Here is a 16,638-nt window from a genome sequence, read left to right on the forward strand (position 1 = left end):
CTGGTTAAGCCATTTTTTGTGCTATAATGTAGGCGTATAATAGATTGGAGGAAGAAGCCATGAGATTAAAACACGCATCAGATTCTTGCACGACTATTTTGGTAGGCAAGAAGGCCAGTTACGACGGTTCAACCATTGTGGCTCGTACAGAGGATTCACAAAACGGGGTCTTTACGCCCAAGAAATTTGTCGTAGTGGAGCCACAAGACCAGCCACGCCATTATCAGTCAGTTTTGACATCTTTTGAGATGGAGTTGCCAGATAATCCAGTCCGCTATACGGCAGTGCCAGATGCAGTTCCCAAAGATGGGATCTGGGGAGCTGCTGGGATTAACAGTTATAATGTTGCTGTCAGCGCAACGGAAACGATTACAACCAATAGCCGCGTGCTGGGGGCTGATCCGTTAGTCGAGTCAGGTATCAGCGAGGAAGATATTCTTACGCTGGTTCTGCCCTATATCAAAACAGCTCGCGAAGGGGTTCTACGCTTAGGGAAAATCCTAGAGGAGTACGGCACTTATGAGTCCAATGGGATTGCCATTTCAGATGTCAATGAAATCTGGTGGCTGGAAACCATTGGGGGGCATCATTGGATGGCGCGGCGCGTTCCGGATGATGCCTATGTGACCAACCCCAATCAGCTGGGTAGTGATTATTTTGAATTTGACAATCCTGAGCACTTCCTCTGTCATCCAAATCTTAAAAACTTTATCAAGGAAAATTATCTCAATCTGAATTACTCGGATGAGGGCTTCAATCCGCGCTATGCTTTTGGCAGCCAGAAGGATAAGGACCGCCATTACAATACGCCGCGAGCTTGGGATATCCAGCGATTTCTCAATCCAGAGGTGGAGCAAGATCCAAGGAGTTTCTTCATACCTTGGTGCCGCAAGCCTTACCGCAAGATTACGATCGAAGATGTCAAGTATGTCCTGAGCAGTCACTATCAGGATTCACCTTATGATCCTTACGGAGCAGAGGGGGACCACCACAGCAGACGGGCCTTCCGGACTATTGGGATCAATCGGACCAGCCAGACAGCTATCTTGCAGCTACGCCCTAATCAACCGCAGGAAACGACTGGGATCCAGTGGCTATCCTACGGCTCCATGCCTTACAATACAGCTGTTCCTTTCTTTACTCAAGTCTCGACAACGCCAGACTACTTTGCCAATACGACGGACAAGGTTTCGACAGATTCTTTCTACTGGGCTAATCGACTCATTGCTGGGTTGGCTGATGCTCATTTTAGCAGTCATGTCGGAGACTTGGATGATTATCAGGAAAAGACCATGGCCTGGGGTCATGAAATGATTGGTCGGGTAGACCGAGCTCTGGCCAAGGGCGAGGATGTGGACTTTGAAGCTGAAAATCAAGCCATGAGCGACAAGGTGCAAGAAGCGACAGACCAGCTCTTGGAGAAAGTTCTCTTGGATGCCAGCAATCTCATGACCAATCATTTCTCACTAAGTGACTGAGGTGCTACCCGTAGCAAATATTTTTCTTTCTCTTGTTTTTGGTGTAAAATGTTATAAAAAGTAAGCTATTCAAAGGAGAAAAATTATGGTAGCAGCAGTTACAGATGCAACATTCGCAGAAGAAACAAAAGACGGATTGGTTCTGATTGACTTTTGGGCAACTTGGTGCGGTCCATGCCGTATGCAGGCACCTATCTTGGAGCAGTTGGCAGGAGAAGTTCATGAGGACGAATTGAAAATCCTCAAAATGGATGTGGATGAAAATCCAAATACTGCCCGCGAATTTGGCATTATGTCTATTCCGACCCTTCTGTTCAAGAAAGACGGACAAGTCGTTAAGCAAGTCGCAGGTGTTCATACCAAAGACCAGCTCAAGGCTATTATCGCCGAATTGAGTTAATAGCATAGCCAAAAAATCGTTACATGTCGTAACGATTTTTTCATTTAGCCGATGACAGTAAAGGTCATACAATTTTGGGAAGAGCAAGTATACTATCATAGTGTGCAAAATACTGAAGAAGTGTTTGCTCAGGCGTTTCCCTATAACTTATCATAAGCACTTATTGTGAAATGTGCAAAATTTCAAATGTTGGTAGTTGTGTGTCGGGTTTATTGGTATAAAAAGTAAAGATACATTTTTTCCATTTATCAGGATTGAAAATAACGGCTTTGCCACTTTCGTTGTTTTGCATTTGCTCGTGAATGGTAAAGGATTTTAAACTTTCAGATGCTTCTATATCAATGACTTCTAATGTAGCATATTTACTTGAGTCAAAATGATCAGATATTTCGACTGATGAAGTTATTCCGATTTCAATATTTTGCCTGCCAAACGAATTTAAAATATGATCAAAGTAACCATCAAATATGAATTTTGTCATTCCGTTGGTATTTTTCCAAATATATAGCGGACAGTAACTGTTAAATAATTGGCCTTCAGATTCTTCAGAGATTAAATAAACTTTGAAAAACAAATCGTCGAATCCATCCATCAAATGACCTGTATTTCGGACACGTTGTCTAATGATATCCATATCATAATCTGATGGTAATTTTATAGTATATTGCATTGCTTGCATTGTAGTACCCCTTTTCTAATGAACTATTGATAGTATAAATGATTTATATCATATTGAATAATACTTAAAAATGATATAATTATCATAAAAAGTGATAGGGTGTTTTAAATGAATTTTAATGATATGAACATTTTTGTGACAATCTATGAGACAAGGTCAATAAACAAAAGTTCAAAGATCTTACAATATGCGCAATCTAATCTCAGTGCTAGATTGAAGGTGCTTGAAACTGAATTAGATACAAAATTATTTTACAGAAAATATAATGGTTTAATTCCGACAGAAAGTGGAGATTTATTTTATCAATTTTGTAAGGAAACTTCTAACAATTTAGAGAAATTAAAAAAGAAATGTGAAACCTCGAAAATATCCATCTTAATTTCAGAATTATTGTTCAATCACGATATTAATAATTCACAAACAATTGATTTGAATAAAAGTGAGATCAATATCCAAAAAACTTCGGATATACCAATCATTGCTCATCAGGAAGACTTTGATAAAATTTTTTGCTTTCAAAAAATTGAAAATTTAAAGCATTATGATGAGACTATCGGGCATATCGAGTCAGTTTATGCTTGTTCGAGCAATATAAAGGCTACTGAGGAAATGCCTATATTCGTTAATAAAGATAAAAATTGCCCTTTTAGAAAACAAAGCTTAATGAAGTTTGCTCATTTAAAATCAGTTGTAGAAATTGATTCTTTTGAGAACATTATCAGCTTAGTTGAAAACGGGAAAGGAATCGCACTATTGCCTAAATGGTTAAATAAGAGAGCGAAAATCAAGCCATACGACCAAGACATCGTTCTGATTCCATTTTATCAGTATGAAAAGAAGAACCAAAGCAGGTAGCTCATTTAGAAGAAATGCTAATGCTAGAGAGGAAAACCATTTGACAAATTTCATAAATATACTTATAATAAGTGTATATAATATAAAGGAGATTTTATAATGGAATTTAGTTTTAGTTTAACCATAAAAGCATCAAAAGAAGATGTATGGGCCTACTATGAAAATATTGAAAAGTGGTATGACTGGGAAGAAGATTTAAAAAATATTACATTAAATGGTGAATTTGAGACAGGATCTTGTGGGATGATGGAACTCGAAGGAATGCCCCCAATGGAATATCAGCTGACACTTGTCAAGCCCTTTGAGGAATTTTGGGATGAAACAGCGACCCCGTTTGGAGATATCCTTTTTGGTCATCAGATCATTGAGAACGATGATGGCACTGTAAATGTCAAGCACACCGTAGCTTTAAATAGCGTAGATCAGCAACATTTGGGTTTTTTAAGCCAAGTTTTTTCAGATGTTCCTCAATCTATTTTTATTTTAAAAAATTGTTTGGAAAAATAAGAATTCTCTACTTAGCTAGAGAATTTTTTTCTTTCTCTGGCTTTTGTTGTAAAATGTTATCAAAAGTAAGCTATTAAAGGAGAAAATTTATGGTAGCAGCAGTTACAGATGCAACATTTGCAGAAGAAACAAAAGACGGACTGGTTCTGATTGACTTTTGGGCAACTTGGTGCGGTCCATGCCGTATGCAGGCACCTATCTTGGAGCAGTTGGCAGGGGAAGTCCATGAGGACGAATTGAAAATCCTTAAAATGGATGTGGATGAAAATCCAAATACTGCCCGTGAATTTGGCATTATGTCCATTCCGACCCTTCTGTTCAAGAAAGACGGTCAAGTCGTTAAGCAAGTCGCAGGTGTTCATACCAAAGACCAGCTCAAGGCTATTATCGCCGAATTAAGCTAAGTAAGAAGCCTCTGGGCTTCTTTTTTGTATCAAAAAACGTTTACATCCTTAAAATTTTTTATAAAATATTGACAAAAAGCGAATGTTCTTTTAGAATAATAGAAAATTAATAATCAACACCGAACGAAGTTTTTCAGAAAGAGGCGAGCGCCTCTGACTGTGAAATGGACGGAACTCTGGAGAGACCATGAATGGCACCGAAGGGGCAAGGCGGTTTAGAACCGCTCAAACTCTCAGGTAAAAGGACAGAGCGAAGAGGCAGGGATTTCCCTACTCCAGCACATCCAGAGTACATGTTTTGCATGTGCTCTTTCTTTTTCTCGGTGTGAAAAGGAGCTTATATCATGTTGGAAATATTGAATCGTCTGGATTCTTTGGTTTGGGGTCCGCCCCTGCTCATTTTGCTGGTTGGTACCGGTATCTATCTCAGTCTGCGTCTGGGCTTGCTGCAGATTTTTCGTCTTCCGCGTGCCTTTCGGCTAATCTTTGTATCAGACGAGGAGCATCAGGGCGATGTCTCTAGCTTTGCGGCTCTCTGTACAGCTCTAGCTGCGACTGTGGGAACGGGAAATATCATCGGAGTGGCAACGGCCATTAAAACCGGTGGACCAGGCGCTCTCTTCTGGATGTGGGTAGCTGCTTTCTTTGGGATGGCGACAAAGTATGCCGAAGGTCTCTTGGCTATCAAGTACCGCCGCAAGGATGCTCACGGAGCCATGGCAGGCGGTCCCATGCACTATATCTTGCTAGGGATGGGCGAGAAGTGGCGCCCGCTGGCCATCTTTTTTGCCCTAGCTGGTATCTTGGTGGCTCTCTTGGGGATTGGGACCTTTACGCAGGTCAATTCCATCACAGAGGCCATGCAGAATACCATTCAGTTGCATCCAGTTGTGACAGCTTCTATCTTGGCTATTTTAGTAGCTCTGGTTATTTTCAGCGGCATCCAGTCTATTGCTCGAGTATCGACCAAGGTTGTGCCCTTTATGGCGGCGATTTATATCTTGGGCACTGTGACTGTCTTAGCGGTCAATCTAGATCGTCTGCTACCCACTCTCCAGCTGGTCTTTAGCTCAGCTTTTAGTCAGACGGCTGCTGTCGGTGGCTTTGCCGGTGCGACCATCCAGATGGCAATTCAAAACGGGGTCGCGCGTGGAGTTTTCTCCAATGAATCTGGCTTGGGATCAGCCCCCATTGCAGCAGCGGCAGCTCGGACCAAGGAACCGGTAGAACAAGGCTTGATTTCCATGACCGGAACCTTTATCGACACCCTGATTATCTGTAGCCTGACAGGCTTGACGATTTTAATCACAGGAGTCTGGGATGGCAATCTCAATGGTGTGTCCCTGACTCAGGCAGCCTTTGCGACTGTTTTTGCTAATTTGGGTCCAGTTCTGCTTTCGGTCTTTCTGGTTCTCTTTGCCTTTACTACGATCCTGGGCTGGAACTACTATGGTGAGCGCTGCTTTGAGTTTCTCTTTGGGGTTCGCTATATTCGCGTTTATCGTCTGCTATTTGTCCTTATGATTGTTCTCGGTGGCTTTGTGGGTCTGGAGGCGGTCTGGATTATTGCAGATATTGTCAACGCCCTCATGGCCTTGCCCAACTTAATCGCTCTTCTGGCGCTTTCTCCTATTGTCATCAGTGAAACAAAGAAATACTTTGACAAGCATCGAAAGAACTAATTTTCGCACGTAAAAAAGCCTCTAGCTTTCTGTAATGATGGAAGTCTAGAGGTTTTATGTTGAAATTAATAACGTTTTTCTTTTGGCCAGCTGCTCATATCGGCCACAGATGTAAAGAGAACGTCAGTAGAAGAGTTGAGGGCTGTCTCGCGGGAGTCCTGAATGACACCAATAACGAAACCGACGCTGACTACCTGCATGGCCAAATCATTGGAAATCCCAAAGAGGCTGCAGGCGACCGGAATGAGCAGAAGAGAACCGCCAGCTACGCCGGAAGCCCCGCAGGCAGAAATTGCTGCTACAATACTGAGAACTAGAGCCGTTCCAAAGTCAACCCTGATGCCCAGCGTGTTGACAGCAGCCAAGGTCAGGGTATTGATAGTGATGGCAGCCCCTGCCATATTGATAGTAGCACCCAGAGGGATAGAAACTGAGAAGGTTTCTGGATTGAGTCCCAGATCCCGACAAAGCTTCATATTGACAGGGATGTTAGCTGCTGAGCTGCGCGTGAAAAAGGCAGTCACACCACTGACTCGCAAGCAGCGCCAGACCAAGGGATAGGGATTTTTCCACAGCATGATAAAGCTAATCAAAGGATTAATAACCAGAGCGACAATCAGCATGCTGGCTATCAAGACCAGCAGCAGGATACCATAGCTTTTTAGAGCCTGGAAACCTTTGCCGGAAATGGTCGTGTAGACCAGGCCTAAAATACCAAGAGGGGCTAGATTGATAATCCACTCGACAATCTTAGAAGTGATATCTGCCAAGGTTTGGAGCAGTTCCTTGCTGTGGTGGCTGGCTTCCCGCATGGCAATTCCAAAGATGACAGCCCAGGATAGGATACCGATGTAGTTCGCGGTGATGAGGGCGTTGACGGGATTGTCCACCAGCTGAAGCAGAAGATTGCTGAGGACTTGTCCGATTCCGTCTGGTGGAGAAACTTCTTGTGAGGACGAAGCCAACTCTATACTAATGGGAAAGAAGAAGTTGACCAGGACCGCTACCAAGGCCGCCGCAAAGGTTCCCAGAAGGTAGAGCAAGATGACTGTCTTCATATTGCTCTTTTGTCCTTTCTGCTGCTGAGAAAGGGCGTTTGCCACTAGAGCGAAGACTAGGAGCGGAGCGATGGCCTTGAGGCCGCCAACGAAGATTTGGCCCAGAAGTCCGATGACTTGTGCTTGGGGGAAGATGATAGCCAGCAGGACACCAATGCCAATACCGATGGAAATCCGCTTGATTAGATTGGTTTTATTCCAAATGGTGATGAAGCGATGGAGCATGTCAGTTCCTTTCTTGTCTTAGATACTTATTTTATTATACGATAGAAAGGGAGTGAAAACAATGCTAGGTCGGACTAACCATTCTATGTCCGCGTTGATTGGTCTTTGTGGTATAATGGTAGTAATCTTTTTGGAGGTAGCCTATGTCTAAGACCGGAAATGTCTTTTCCCGCTATATCCAGCAGTTTGACTGGAGCAAGATTGCAGATGACCTTTTTTCCAAGCTGGTCTCTTTACTTCTGCTTTTTATCTTATTTTACATCGTTAAGAAAATCCTGCATTTGTCAGTGACCAAGATCATTGCCCCCTCTCTCAAACTATCCAAGCAGGATGTAGCCAGACAGAAAACCATTACCCGTCTGATTGAGAATCTGCTTAATTATGTCTTGTATTTTCTCTTGATTTACTGGGTTTTATCCATCTTGGGACTGCCGGTTTCCAGCCTTTTAGCTGGTGCCGGAATTGCCGGGGTGGCCATCGGGATGGGAGCCCAGGGCTTCTTGTCGGATCTAGTCAATGGTTTCTTTATTCTTCTCGAGCGCCAGTTAGATGTTGGTGACAATGTTCGTCTAACTAACGGTCCTATCAACATCGCTGGAACAGTAATCAGTGTCGGGATTCGGACGACGCAAGTACGGGACGCGGACGGAACGCTTCATTTTGTGCCAAACCGCAATATCATGGTCGTCAGCAATTTGTCTCGTGGAGATATGCGTGTCCTGATTGACATTCCCATTTATGCCCAGACGGATTTGGACGAGATTTACCGCATTATTTCCAAGGTTAATGAAGAAGCTGTGCCAGAACATCCAGAGATTCTCAAGGAACCGGATGTCTTGGGACCGCAGATGGCTTCAAATGGCCAGTTCAACTTCCGTATCAGCATGATAGTGCAGGGAGGTATGCAGATTTCTATTTACCATATCTTCTACCGTCTTTACCATGAGGCGCTTTTGCGAGAGGGGATTGAGCTTCCGACGCTTGGACCTCTTTCAAAAGGCAAGTAATTATTGATTTAGAAAGGTCCATATGAATCAGCGAATTCAGCAGGAGATTGTCAGTGAGGACAATCTTGTTTACCGTTTAAAACGTCCTCTCCACAAGCAGGGGCTCTTTTGGGCAGCTCTGGTGTCTGGTATTATCATCTTTCTTCTGGCCTTACTCAGCATTCTCCTCGTCATCACCACGATTGGCCTTATGGAGGAAAATGACCATCTCAAGTCCCTCACAGGTTATCATAACTCGCCCTTAGAGACCTATTCCAGCCATGCTTTTGAGAAAACAGTTGAATTTTCCAGTGGACTCAAGGTGACAGTTCATTCGGCAGTGGAAGACAGCAAGCGAGTCATGAGCGATGAGTCGACAGGAGTAGCTGTCGTTGCGACCATCACGGTTGAAAATACTTCTAGAAAGTCCATTCTTGTCAGTCCCTATGACTTCGGGCTCTATGATAAGAAGGAAAATGTCTATATACTGGACGGCTCAACCTTTGACAATACCCAAATCGGCACCAATCTGGCGCCTGGCAAGTCGATCAGCTTTGACCTAATCTTTGACGGGGAAGGCGGCGATGAGGATACCTATACCGTGACCTACGAAAATGCTAAGTGGCAAAAGGAGAAAAGCAAGCCAAAGCAAGAGAAAAAGAAGGAGCAATAGGAAAAATTATCCTATTACTCTAATACCTTTGCTACTTTCCGCACCCAGATTTGAAAGTGGAGGCAGCAAATGTTATAGATGAAAGAGGATTTGAGACAAAAGTTTCAAATCTTTTTCTTGACTCTAACCTTAGGGGAGGGTGTATACTAGTGAAAACTAGAAAAGGAGATCACTATGCAAATTAATATTATTCGCTCTGATAAAGTTTATCAGGAGCTGCTTGAACTTCCATTTGATAAAAGGGAGGGCTGTTTTCGAGCGAAAATACTCGCTCCATTTGCTCCTAAATACCAAACTCAGCACATTCCTTTAAAAGCGAAGTATCCTGGAGGATTTGATGCTCTATTTCTACTTGGCTTTATGAATCAGATGCCTGGAACTCTGTCGGAAAAGGATAGACCAGCTATCGACTCTCTGAGCTCTGATCAACTCTGGCAAGACTGCCAGGATACCATCAAAAGGAGTATTGGTCTTTTTGAACAGGCTGGCTATGATTTAGAGGTTGAAGATTACCATTTTACTATTTTATTGGGCAATCCAGACAAGCCTATGCTACAGCTCAATAAGGGTTACAGCGGAGATGGTGGAATCCCAGGCTACCTCATGCTTAGTCTACTACCAAATGACTATACTTTGCCACGTGTGCAGGCGGCATTAGCCCACGAGTGCAATCACAATGTCCGCTTCCAATTTATCAAATGGAATCAGCAGACGACATTAGCAGACTGGGTAGTTAGTGAAGGATTGGCAGAGTCTTTTGCAGCTGAACTCTATGTCAAGGAGCTCATTGGACCTTGGGTAACTTCAACCAGTCCAGAGCAATTAGAGGAGATAAAGCCCATCATCTCAAGTCAGCTTCAGCTAACAGGGATGGCGGAAATGGCTCCTTATCTCTACGGTGATGAAATCGCTGAGATTCAAGGTCAAATACCAATCGGTATGCCTTATGCTGCGGGCTATGCTTATGGCTATCATTTGATACAAGCCTATCTGAAAAAGACTGGCAAGAGCATTATTGAAGCGACAGTAACATCGGCAGAAGAGATTTTAGAGGCGACGAAAGACTTTTGGCAATGACACATTTCTGCTTGAAAATCTGCCAGAACCTGATATAATGTAGGTAATTTCTGGAGGGATCAGTATGCATTATAAAAGAATTGAATTAAAAGTCACAAATCAAGGTATCCATGAGCACAAGATTTTTCAAGGTGTCAAGATTTTCAATCGTAGCAAGCTGTCCAAAGATCAGAAAAGCATTCTGACGCAGAAGCTTTACCTGACACCGAAGCAAAACATCGTTTACTATCAGCGAACAGATGTCAATTATGACCAGAACTGGCATCATAAGAAGGATTATTACGAACTAGCTTATGACCAGTTGGACAGAGAAACTGTCTTTAAGGTTTGTCAAGATTTTGACGAACTAAGTCCTTTTCTGGAGAATGAGCTGCTGGAGAAGCTAAAAGAAAAGCAGTCATCAGGCAAGTTTTTTGAAAAATTAGATATATAAAAATCCGACCGCTTTTATAAGCAGTCGGATTTCTTTGAGTTCTAGTTAAATAGTACTTAAACAGGACCTTGGGCAATCATAGCGTTGGCTACGTTTTAGAAAGCAGCAATGTTAGCGCCAGCCAGGTAGTCTTTGCCAAGTCCGTAAGTTTCAGCGGTAGTTTTAGCTGTGTTGAGGATATTTGTCATGATGTTCTTGAGACAGCCAGAGTATACCGACATCTATTCATCTGATAAGAGGGATTTTATCATCCAGATATTCATAGCTGGGTGGCCGGCAGCGTTAGAAAGTGGTTGTTGCAGTGATGTAAAACCATAGTGTTGATAGACGGCCACGGCCGTAGCCAGTTCAGTAGTGGTTTCTAGATAAAGCTGTTCATAACCTGCTAGGCGGGCTTCTTGGAATATCTGCTTTATCAGCCGACTGGAATAACCTTTGCCACGACTGTTTTTAGTGACATACAGTTTTTGTAATTCAGCAATTTTATCAGACACAGGTGCAAAGCCACCGCAGCCAACGAGATGACCTTCGTCTTCCAGAACAAAGTAAGCTGCCCTCTCTTGATGTTGATAATAGTCGGCCAAATGATCTAGATGAGAATCAAAGTAGACAGTTCCTGGTTTGTCAAGCCCGAATTCTTCTAGGCTGGCTCGAATGAGCTGCGCTACAGCTGGATTGTCTCTCACTTCCATTGGCCGTAAGTTCATGATTTGTCCTCCGATAGGATGTATCGACTAGTTAAACAATACCTTGGGCAATCATAGCGTTGGCTACGTTTTCGAAAGCAGCAATGTTAGCACCAGCTAGGTAGTCTTTGCCAAGTCCGTAAGTTTCAGCGGTAGTCTTAGCTGTGTTGAAGATGTTTGTCATGATGTCCTTGAGGCGGCCGTCAACTTCTTCGCGAGTCCATGACAGACGAAGGCTGTTTTGGCTCATTTCCAATGCGGATACAGCTACACCACCAGCGTTGGCAGCTTTGGCAGGTCCGTAGAAGATACCATTTTCTTTGTAAACAGCGATAGCATCCAGGTCGCTAGGCATGTTGGCACCTTCAGATACACAGATAACACCTTGAGCAACCAAGCGTTTAGCGGCTTCGCCATTGATTTCATTTTGAGTCGCACATGGCAGAGCAATATCATAGTTACCAGCGTAAGACCATACAGAACCTTCATGGTATGTAGCAGTTGGTTTCTCAGCTGCATATTCAGTCAAACGAGCACGGCGTTTTTCTTTAACATCAACCAAAAGATCAAAGTCAATACCATTTTCATCGATGACATAACCGTTTGAGTCAGAAACAGAGATAACAGTTGCTCCCAGCTCAGTTGCTTTTTGAAGAGCGTATTGAGCTACGTTACCAGAACCGGAAATAACCACCTTCTTGCCAGCAAAGCTTTGGCCGTTAGCTTTGAGCATTTCTTCGGTATAGTAAACCAAGCCGTAGCCTGTTGCTTCTGGACGGATCAAGCTGCCACCAAAGCCAAGAGGTTTACCAGTCAAGACACCAGCATCGAATTGGTTAAGGCGTTTGTATTGGCCATAGAGGTAGCCGATTTCACGTCCGCCGACACCGATATCACCAGCTGGAACGTCAAGAGATGGGCCGATGTGTTTTTGCAATTCTGTCATAAAGCTTTGGCAGAAGCGCATCACTTCAGCATCAGTTTTACCTTTAGGATCAAAGTCAGATCCACCTTTACCACCACCGATTGGCAGGCCAGTCAAAACATTTTTAAAGATTTGCTCAAATCCGAGGAATTTCAAGATACCTTGGTTTACAGTTGGGTGGAAACGAAGTCCGCCTTTATAAGGGCCAACTGCTGAGTTAAATTGTACGCGGTAACCGCGGTTGACTTGTACGTTACCTTCGCGGTCTACCCAAGGAACACGGAAGCTGATTACACGTTCAGGCTCAGTAATACGCGCTAGGATGTTTTCTTCGATGTATTCTGGGTGTTTTTCAAAAACGGGCTCCAGAGTATTGAGAAACTCTTCAACAGCTTGGAGGAATTCTGCCTCGTGTCCGTTGCGGGCTTTTACGGTCTCGAAAGTGCTTTGGATATATTCTTTAGCAGTTGTCATCTGTCATTCTCCTTTAAATAAAATAGTAAACCATCCTGTCGGAAGCTGCTTGCAGCTTGTGTGACGAGGATGTGTTTAAATTTTTAAAACAGGCATCTTTTAGATGTCATATTTTATTACATGGAACATTATAGCAGACTTTTTTTATCTTGTAAAGAAAAAAGTTGAATTTTCTAAAAATTTCCACAATTTGTTTTCTGAAATATTCCAGAAAATAGCTGATCGAACGGGATGTTTTCCTAACGTTAGTCAGGAATTGCCGGTTTAAAAAACGAAAAAGTGGAGTTTGGTGATATAATAGAGGAAATGAGCTAAGGGCACTCGCCTTCAGAAGAAAAAGGAGCGTTTTACTATGGTTTCTACATATACACAGATTGCTGGTTTTGCATTTGACAACTGCCTGATGAATGCAGCTGGGGTTGCCTGCATGACAAAAGAGGAACTGGCGGAAGTCAAAGATTCTGCTGCGGGAACGTTTGTGACCAAGACAGCGACGCTGGAATTTCGTCAGGGAAACCCAGAACCGCGCTATCAGGATGTTCCGCTGGGGTCTATCAACTCCATGGGCCTGCCCAACAATGGTTTGGACTACTATCTTGACTACCTGCTGGAACTCCAGGAAAGCGAACCGAACCGGACCTTCTTCCTCTCTTTAGTCGGTATGTCGCCAGAAGAAACTCACACCATTCTTAAGAAAGTGCAGGCAAGTGACTTTAAAGGCATTACTGAGCTCAATCTCTCCTGCCCCAATGTCCCTGGCAAGCCACAGATTGCTTATGATTTTGAAACGACGGAAAAAATCTTGTCAGAGGTTTTTGCTTATTTTACCAAACCGCTGGGTATCAAACTGCCTCCTTATTTTGACATCGTGCATTTTGACCAGGCCGCTGAGATTTTTAACAAATATCCTCTTAAGTTTGTCAATTGTGTAAACTCGATCGGAAACGGCCTTTATATAGAAGATGAGTCAGTGGTCATTCGTCCGAAAAATGGTTTTGGAGGTATCGGAGGTCAGTACATCAAGCCGACCGCTCTGGCCAATGTCCATGCTTTTTATCAACGCCTGAAACCAGAAATCCAAATCATTGGTACTGGTGGTGTCCTGACGGGGCGAGATGCCTTTGAGCATATCCTCTGTGGAGCCAGTATGGTACAGGTAGGAACAACCCTTCATAAAGAAGGAGTGGCAGCCTTCGAACGCATCACCTCAGAACTCAGGGCTATTATGGAAGAAAAAGGCTATAAAAATCTGGAAGATTTCCGAGGGAAATTGAAGTATATTGAGGAGTAATTAAAATACGACTGTTTAAGATTGAAGAAAGCTCCATATTTGAAGACTTTCTTCAATCTTTTTTAAGGCAACGGTAATATCTGAGAACTACTAACCTCCGCTTTTTAAAGATATTTTAAAATTGTATTACACTACGAGTAAAATAAATAATGAAGATGAATCATATCATTCAGTTCATTATAAAAGCTCCTCTAAATTTTGGAAAATTTAAGAAAAATATTACAGAGAGGTAAATAACTGTTGCGGAAATATTTTCTATGTAATCTATTTATAGTATAATAGAAGTAAGGTAGCAAGTTACAAATTAAACTAAATATTTAATATCATGAAGGAGGAATTATGAAAAGCACAAGAAGATGGTTGATAGTTTTGTTTAGCATTCTAGCAGTTATTGGGATAGTAGTAGGAGGATTTGGTATGTACCAACATCAGAAGAAACAGGAAATGATACGCATTGCAACTAGTAAAGAAGCAAGAAAGGTTTATGAAGAACATATGAGAGCGAATGATCCTAATGCTCTAACCAGAGAAGGAGTTATTCAATCTTATGAAATTGATACTGAGACATTAGAATATAATCCGATGGGGGGACTGATGGTTCGATTGTATTTTAATAACAATAAAGAGTTGGACTTTCATTTTGGATTGATAAAAAATGACAATGGAGAGTATGAAACATATGGATATACCGTATCACCTAAATTATCAGCTTTGTTAAAGGAAAATGTTAAATGAGCAAAAAATATGTGAATGAACAAAATCTTCAGACGGCTATGACTGAATATAACGATAATTCTCTTAATCGTGAAGTAAAAGATCAGTATGATAGAAGTGTTGGCACAGTCTCTCAAGTTTACGATAATACTGGTCACGTTGCTCTTCCTTCTTATTATGGAACTCCAGAATCATCAATCATCAATCCAGTTGTGACAACGACTTCTGGTGCTGGTGAGCAAGTCTATGCTGTAGTTGATAATCCAGAAGTTCCAGCTGAGCAAGTTCAGGAAGTAACCGTTCTTTTTCGTGGCTCAACCGCTCCAGATAAAATAGGGACCAATCCTGGAGATGTATGGAATGATTGGATAGAAAATGATGCTCTCCTTGCTCTTCGTGTATGGTATCAAGAAAGTAAACCTTCTTTTCTTAGTAACGACCGTTCAACGGGACAATTGAAAGCCTCCTCGAGAGCCTTAAAGGATATTATGGAAAAATATCCAAATGCTAAGATTAATATTTATGGCCACTCACTAGGCTCTATGGATGCCCAATATTCAATGGCTGATTTATCACCTGAGAATATTAAGAGAATCCAGAAAGCTTATATCTATAATGGCCCCAATGTCTATGGGATTTTAAGTGATAAGCAACGAGAAACTGTTGATTTGATTAAAGATAGGATAAAGAACTATGCTGATCCAAAAGATATGATTAGCATGGTAGGCAGAAAGATTGAGAAAGGAAGTGATGGATCAGTTGGAATTGTTCACTTTGTAGAGAGTAGAGAGGTAGGCTTTGTTGGTCAACACATGACTAACGGTTATCAATTGGATGAAAAGGGAAATATTATACTCAAAACAAGCACAGAAATGCAACCAATAAAAGAACTTGTTGCTATACAACTATCTGCATTTGAAAGGCATAAAAACACCCTTGCTTCAGATGGTTACTCTAGTAATGAGAAAATTTTTTTAGATAGTGAACAATCTTCAATTATTGCTTCTGGTCTGGATAGTGCTGCTCAAGCAGGTTTGACAAGAATTAGTCTAGCAAGGAATGAGGCTATAATGCAGATGGAAAATTTTTATGATTTATCTAAAACAGCTTTAGAAACAACCTGTACTGCCTTGAGTGCTGGCGAGATTGAGACAATTTTAATTAGTGAGGGTGTCAGTAAGACGGATATCGTGGAACCTTTACGTAGTCATTTTGATGCTGAGGTTACAAAAGCAACAGCTATTGCCACTGCTTTTTCAAATGTCCGATCAGACATCGAAAGTGCGATCAAAAAAATGACAGAAGAGGATGCCCAATTAGCAGGAGATTTTAATCAATGGAGCAAGATTTGATTTATCGTTCGTTAAGAGCGAAAGAGAGTGAGTTAGAGGAGCTAGAAATCTTCTATCGGAGAAATAAGCGAGAGCTTGCTAATAAATGGAATGATATTGATGAAATCTTTCGTTTCAGAACGACTTTGATTAATCAAGAAGCTGAACAAGCTCGTCAATTTGTGAGAACCATGAAAGTATCAGATTCTTCATTTCTAAATGGTTATTACAATAAACTGACTGAATTTTTAGATGAGACTGAACTTGCTCATAAAATAGAACAAGGAAAGTTAGAAGTAGAAGAGGAAGATTTGCGAGAAGCTTTTTATAAAAAACGAGCCTTATATGAAGAAGATATTGAAGAATTGAGGAGAGAATATGCAAAAACCTTTGAGTGAACTGAATGCCTTTGGCGATACCAAGGATTTCATGAAGAAGCTTGAAACAAATCGCATTAAGCTCTTTTGGGTGCCGATGATGAAGGCAGAGAAAGAAAAGATTAAGAAAGCAGGTGAAGACGAAATAAGAAAGGCTGCTAAATCAACAAAAGAAACGATTGAAAATCTATATAATAAATTAGATACTTCAGAAAGTATGATGGGTGCTATGGCTAAAAAAGTGAAGCAAGTTGTCGGTGAGCAAAAAAATAAATATGATGAGATTCTGCCTGTATAATAGTGGTTATAGTCAGTAGCAGAAATCATTTTTGAGTTGAATCACTATAAAATTTACTCCTTTTATGAGAAAATAGACGCAAAGA

The 16,638-nt window shown here is 41.8% G+C and carries 19 protein-coding genes, 1 pseudogene and 1 riboswitch; of the genes and pseudogenes, 15 read left to right on the forward strand and 5 right to left on the reverse strand.

The genetic code is table 11. The annotated features are described in order from the left end of the window. The first annotated feature begins 59 nt into the window (after positions 1–59). Together O3621_RS06820 and trxA (O3621_RS06825) are read left to right on the forward strand one after the other, a co-directional pair. On the forward strand, positions 60–1,478 hold the full coding sequence (locus O3621_RS06820) for a C69 family dipeptidase (RefSeq protein WP_032916090.1): 1,419 nt from the start codon (positions 60–62) through the stop codon (positions 1,476–1,478). Positions 1,479–1,563: 85 nt separating this feature from the next. Then, positions 1,564–1,878 (forward strand): thioredoxin, encoded by a 315-nt coding sequence (gene trxA, locus O3621_RS06825; protein WP_002898369.1) that lies wholly within the window; start codon positions 1,564–1,566, stop codon positions 1,876–1,878. A 160-nt stretch (positions 1,879–2,038) separates the two neighbouring features. On the opposite strand, the gene O3621_RS06830 is transcribed toward trxA (O3621_RS06825), so the two are convergent. Then, entirely contained in the window at positions 2,039–2,557 is a 519-nt protein-coding gene (locus O3621_RS06830; protein WP_314449100.1) for a DUF4865 family protein, read from the reverse strand. A gap of 108 nt (positions 2,558–2,665) precedes the next feature. Between O3621_RS06830 and O3621_RS06835 the strand changes: the two genes are divergently transcribed. From O3621_RS06835 to O3621_RS06850, 4 genes are all read left to right on the forward strand, one after another. After that, the gene (locus tag O3621_RS06835) at positions 2,666–3,412 is read left to right on the forward strand and encodes a LysR family transcriptional regulator (RefSeq protein WP_314449102.1); all 747 of its coding nucleotides are present in this window, start codon (positions 2,666–2,668) and stop codon (positions 3,410–3,412) included. A gap of 99 nt (positions 3,413–3,511) precedes the next feature. After that, positions 3,512–3,919 carry a polyketide cyclase gene (locus O3621_RS06840; protein ID WP_314449103.1) on the forward strand — a complete coding sequence of 136 codons (408 nt, stop codon included), beginning with the start codon at positions 3,512–3,514 and terminating at the stop codon, positions 3,917–3,919. A gap of 89 nt (positions 3,920–4,008) precedes the next feature. Beyond that, positions 4,009–4,323: a thioredoxin gene (gene trxA / locus O3621_RS06845; protein ID WP_002898369.1), complete on the forward strand. Its 315-nt coding sequence runs from the start codon at positions 4,009–4,011 to the stop codon at positions 4,321–4,323. A gap of 166 nt (positions 4,324–4,489) precedes the next feature. After that, positions 4,490–4,582: riboswitch (glycine riboswitch) on the forward strand. 85 nt (positions 4,583–4,667) lie between these two features. Next, positions 4,668–6,005 carry a sodium:alanine symporter family protein gene (locus O3621_RS06850; protein ID WP_314450471.1) on the forward strand — a complete coding sequence of 446 codons (1,338 nt, stop codon included), beginning with the start codon at positions 4,668–4,670 and terminating at the stop codon, positions 6,003–6,005. Between the two features lie 65 nt (positions 6,006–6,070). Here O3621_RS06850 and sstT read toward each other — a convergent pair whose 3' ends face one another. Beyond that, positions 6,071–7,288 (reverse strand): serine/threonine transporter SstT, encoded by a 1,218-nt coding sequence (sstT, locus tag O3621_RS06855; RefSeq protein WP_314450473.1) that lies wholly within the window; start codon positions 7,286–7,288, stop codon positions 6,071–6,073. Positions 7,289–7,431: 143 nt separating this feature from the next. Here sstT and O3621_RS06860 point away from each other — a divergent pair, with 143 nt between their 5' ends. From O3621_RS06860 to O3621_RS06875, 4 genes are all read left to right on the forward strand, one after another. Further along, positions 7,432–8,295 (forward strand): mechanosensitive ion channel family protein, encoded by an 864-nt coding sequence (locus O3621_RS06860; RefSeq protein ID WP_314450475.1) that lies wholly within the window; start codon positions 7,432–7,434, stop codon positions 8,293–8,295. A 22-nt stretch (positions 8,296–8,317) separates the two neighbouring features. Continuing rightward, a complete protein-coding gene (locus O3621_RS06865; protein ID WP_314450477.1) occupies positions 8,318–8,947 on the forward strand; it encodes a DUF4352 domain-containing protein in 630 nt (209 codons plus the stop codon). Between the two features lie 174 nt (positions 8,948–9,121). Then, positions 9,122–10,024, forward strand: a complete 903-nt coding sequence (locus O3621_RS06870) for a DUF2268 domain-containing protein (RefSeq protein WP_314450479.1) — start codon at positions 9,122–9,124, stop codon at positions 10,022–10,024. 64 nt (positions 10,025–10,088) lie between these two features. Next, positions 10,089–10,457 carry an EXLDI protein gene (locus O3621_RS06875; protein WP_314450481.1) on the forward strand — a complete coding sequence of 123 codons (369 nt, stop codon included), beginning with the start codon at positions 10,089–10,091 and terminating at the stop codon, positions 10,455–10,457. Between the two features lie 95 nt (positions 10,458–10,552). On the opposite strand, the pseudogene O3621_RS06880 reads toward O3621_RS06875, so the two are convergent. The 3 genes and pseudogenes from O3621_RS06880 to gdhA all read right to left on the reverse strand — a co-directional run. Next, positions 10,553–10,663 (reverse strand): annotated as a pseudogene (locus tag O3621_RS06880) (NADP oxidoreductase); the annotation flags it as partial. Positions 10,664–10,678: 15 nt separating this feature from the next. Next, the gene (locus O3621_RS06885; protein ID WP_125408774.1) at positions 10,679–11,164 is read right to left on the reverse strand and encodes a GNAT family N-acetyltransferase; all 486 of its coding nucleotides are present in this window, start codon (positions 11,162–11,164) and stop codon (positions 10,679–10,681) included. A gap of 31 nt (positions 11,165–11,195) precedes the next feature. Then, a complete protein-coding gene (gene gdhA / locus O3621_RS06890) occupies positions 11,196–12,542 on the reverse strand; it encodes an NADP-specific glutamate dehydrogenase (RefSeq protein WP_125408775.1) in 1,347 nt (448 codons plus the stop codon). A 352-nt stretch (positions 12,543–12,894) separates the two neighbouring features. Here gdhA and O3621_RS06895 point away from each other — a divergent pair, with 352 nt between their 5' ends. From O3621_RS06895 to O3621_RS06915, 5 genes are all read left to right on the forward strand, one after another. Further along, positions 12,895–13,833, forward strand: a complete 939-nt coding sequence (locus tag O3621_RS06895; RefSeq protein ID WP_227964071.1) for a dihydroorotate oxidase — start codon at positions 12,895–12,897, stop codon at positions 13,831–13,833. A 339-nt stretch (positions 13,834–14,172) separates the two neighbouring features. Beyond that, entirely contained in the window at positions 14,173–14,568 is a 396-nt protein-coding gene (locus tag O3621_RS06900) for a DUF1310 family protein (protein WP_128834613.1), read from the forward strand. After that, positions 14,565–15,899, forward strand: coding sequence for a cutinase family protein (locus O3621_RS06905; protein ID WP_223313520.1), 1,335 nt, complete (start codon positions 14,565–14,567; stop codon positions 15,897–15,899). Before O3621_RS06900 ends, O3621_RS06905 begins: the two co-directional genes overlap by 4 nt. After that, positions 15,884–16,276 carry a hypothetical protein gene (locus O3621_RS06910; RefSeq protein ID WP_223312647.1) on the forward strand — a complete coding sequence of 131 codons (393 nt, stop codon included), beginning with the start codon at positions 15,884–15,886 and terminating at the stop codon, positions 16,274–16,276. The genes O3621_RS06905 and O3621_RS06910 overlap by 16 nt, the downstream gene beginning before the upstream one ends. Next, the gene (locus tag O3621_RS06915) at positions 16,257–16,553 is read left to right on the forward strand and encodes a hypothetical protein (RefSeq protein ID WP_223312646.1); all 297 of its coding nucleotides are present in this window, start codon (positions 16,257–16,259) and stop codon (positions 16,551–16,553) included. Before O3621_RS06910 ends, O3621_RS06915 begins: the two co-directional genes overlap by 20 nt. Positions 16,554–16,638: the final 85 nt, after the last annotated feature.

This window comes from Streptococcus sp. 20925_1_22 (assembly GCF_041431685.1).
Taxonomy (GTDB): Bacteria; Bacillota; Bacilli; order Lactobacillales; family Streptococcaceae; genus Streptococcus.

Excerpts from the sequence above, each read along its gene's own strand:
- O3621_RS06865 (WP_314450477.1), top strand. The coding sequence starts at position 8,318 with ATGAATCAGCGAATTCAGCAGGAGATTGTCAGTGAGGACAATCTTGTT.
- sstT (WP_314450473.1), bottom strand. The coding sequence starts at position 7,288 with ATGCTCCATCGCTTCATCACCATTTGGAATAAAACCAATCTAATCAAG.
- O3621_RS06885 (WP_125408774.1), bottom strand. The coding sequence starts at position 11,164 with ATGAACTTACGGCCAATGGAAGTGAGAGACAATCCAGCTGTAGCGCAG.
- O3621_RS06875 (WP_314450481.1), top strand. The coding sequence starts at position 10,089 with ATGCATTATAAAAGAATTGAATTAAAAGTCACAAATCAAGGTATCCAT.
- trxA (WP_002898369.1), top strand. The coding sequence starts at position 1,564 with ATGGTAGCAGCAGTTACAGATGCAACATTCGCAGAAGAAACAAAAGAC.
- O3621_RS06905 (WP_223313520.1), top strand. The coding sequence starts at position 14,565 with ATGAGCAAAAAATATGTGAATGAACAAAATCTTCAGACGGCTATGACT.
- O3621_RS06860 (WP_314450475.1), top strand. The coding sequence starts at position 7,432 with ATGTCTAAGACCGGAAATGTCTTTTCCCGCTATATCCAGCAGTTTGAC.
- O3621_RS06870 (WP_314450479.1), top strand. The coding sequence starts at position 9,122 with ATGCAAATTAATATTATTCGCTCTGATAAAGTTTATCAGGAGCTGCTT.
- O3621_RS06915 (WP_223312646.1), top strand. The coding sequence starts at position 16,257 with ATGCAAAAACCTTTGAGTGAACTGAATGCCTTTGGCGATACCAAGGAT.
- O3621_RS06835 (WP_314449102.1), top strand. The coding sequence starts at position 2,666 with ATGAATTTTAATGATATGAACATTTTTGTGACAATCTATGAGACAAGG.
- gdhA (WP_125408775.1), bottom strand. The coding sequence starts at position 12,542 with ATGACAACTGCTAAAGAATATATCCAAAGCACTTTCGAGACCGTAAAA.
- O3621_RS06910 (WP_223312647.1), top strand. The coding sequence starts at position 15,884 with ATGGAGCAAGATTTGATTTATCGTTCGTTAAGAGCGAAAGAGAGTGAG.
- O3621_RS06820 (WP_032916090.1), top strand. The coding sequence starts at position 60 with ATGAGATTAAAACACGCATCAGATTCTTGCACGACTATTTTGGTAGGC.
- O3621_RS06900 (WP_128834613.1), top strand. The coding sequence starts at position 14,173 with ATGAAAAGCACAAGAAGATGGTTGATAGTTTTGTTTAGCATTCTAGCA.
- O3621_RS06840 (WP_314449103.1), top strand. The coding sequence starts at position 3,512 with ATGGAATTTAGTTTTAGTTTAACCATAAAAGCATCAAAAGAAGATGTA.
- O3621_RS06895 (WP_227964071.1), top strand. The coding sequence starts at position 12,895 with ATGGTTTCTACATATACACAGATTGCTGGTTTTGCATTTGACAACTGC.
- O3621_RS06830 (WP_314449100.1), bottom strand. The coding sequence starts at position 2,557 with ATGCAAGCAATGCAATATACTATAAAATTACCATCAGATTATGATATG.
- trxA (WP_002898369.1), top strand. The coding sequence starts at position 4,009 with ATGGTAGCAGCAGTTACAGATGCAACATTTGCAGAAGAAACAAAAGAC.
- O3621_RS06850 (WP_314450471.1), top strand. The coding sequence starts at position 4,668 with ATGTTGGAAATATTGAATCGTCTGGATTCTTTGGTTTGGGGTCCGCCC.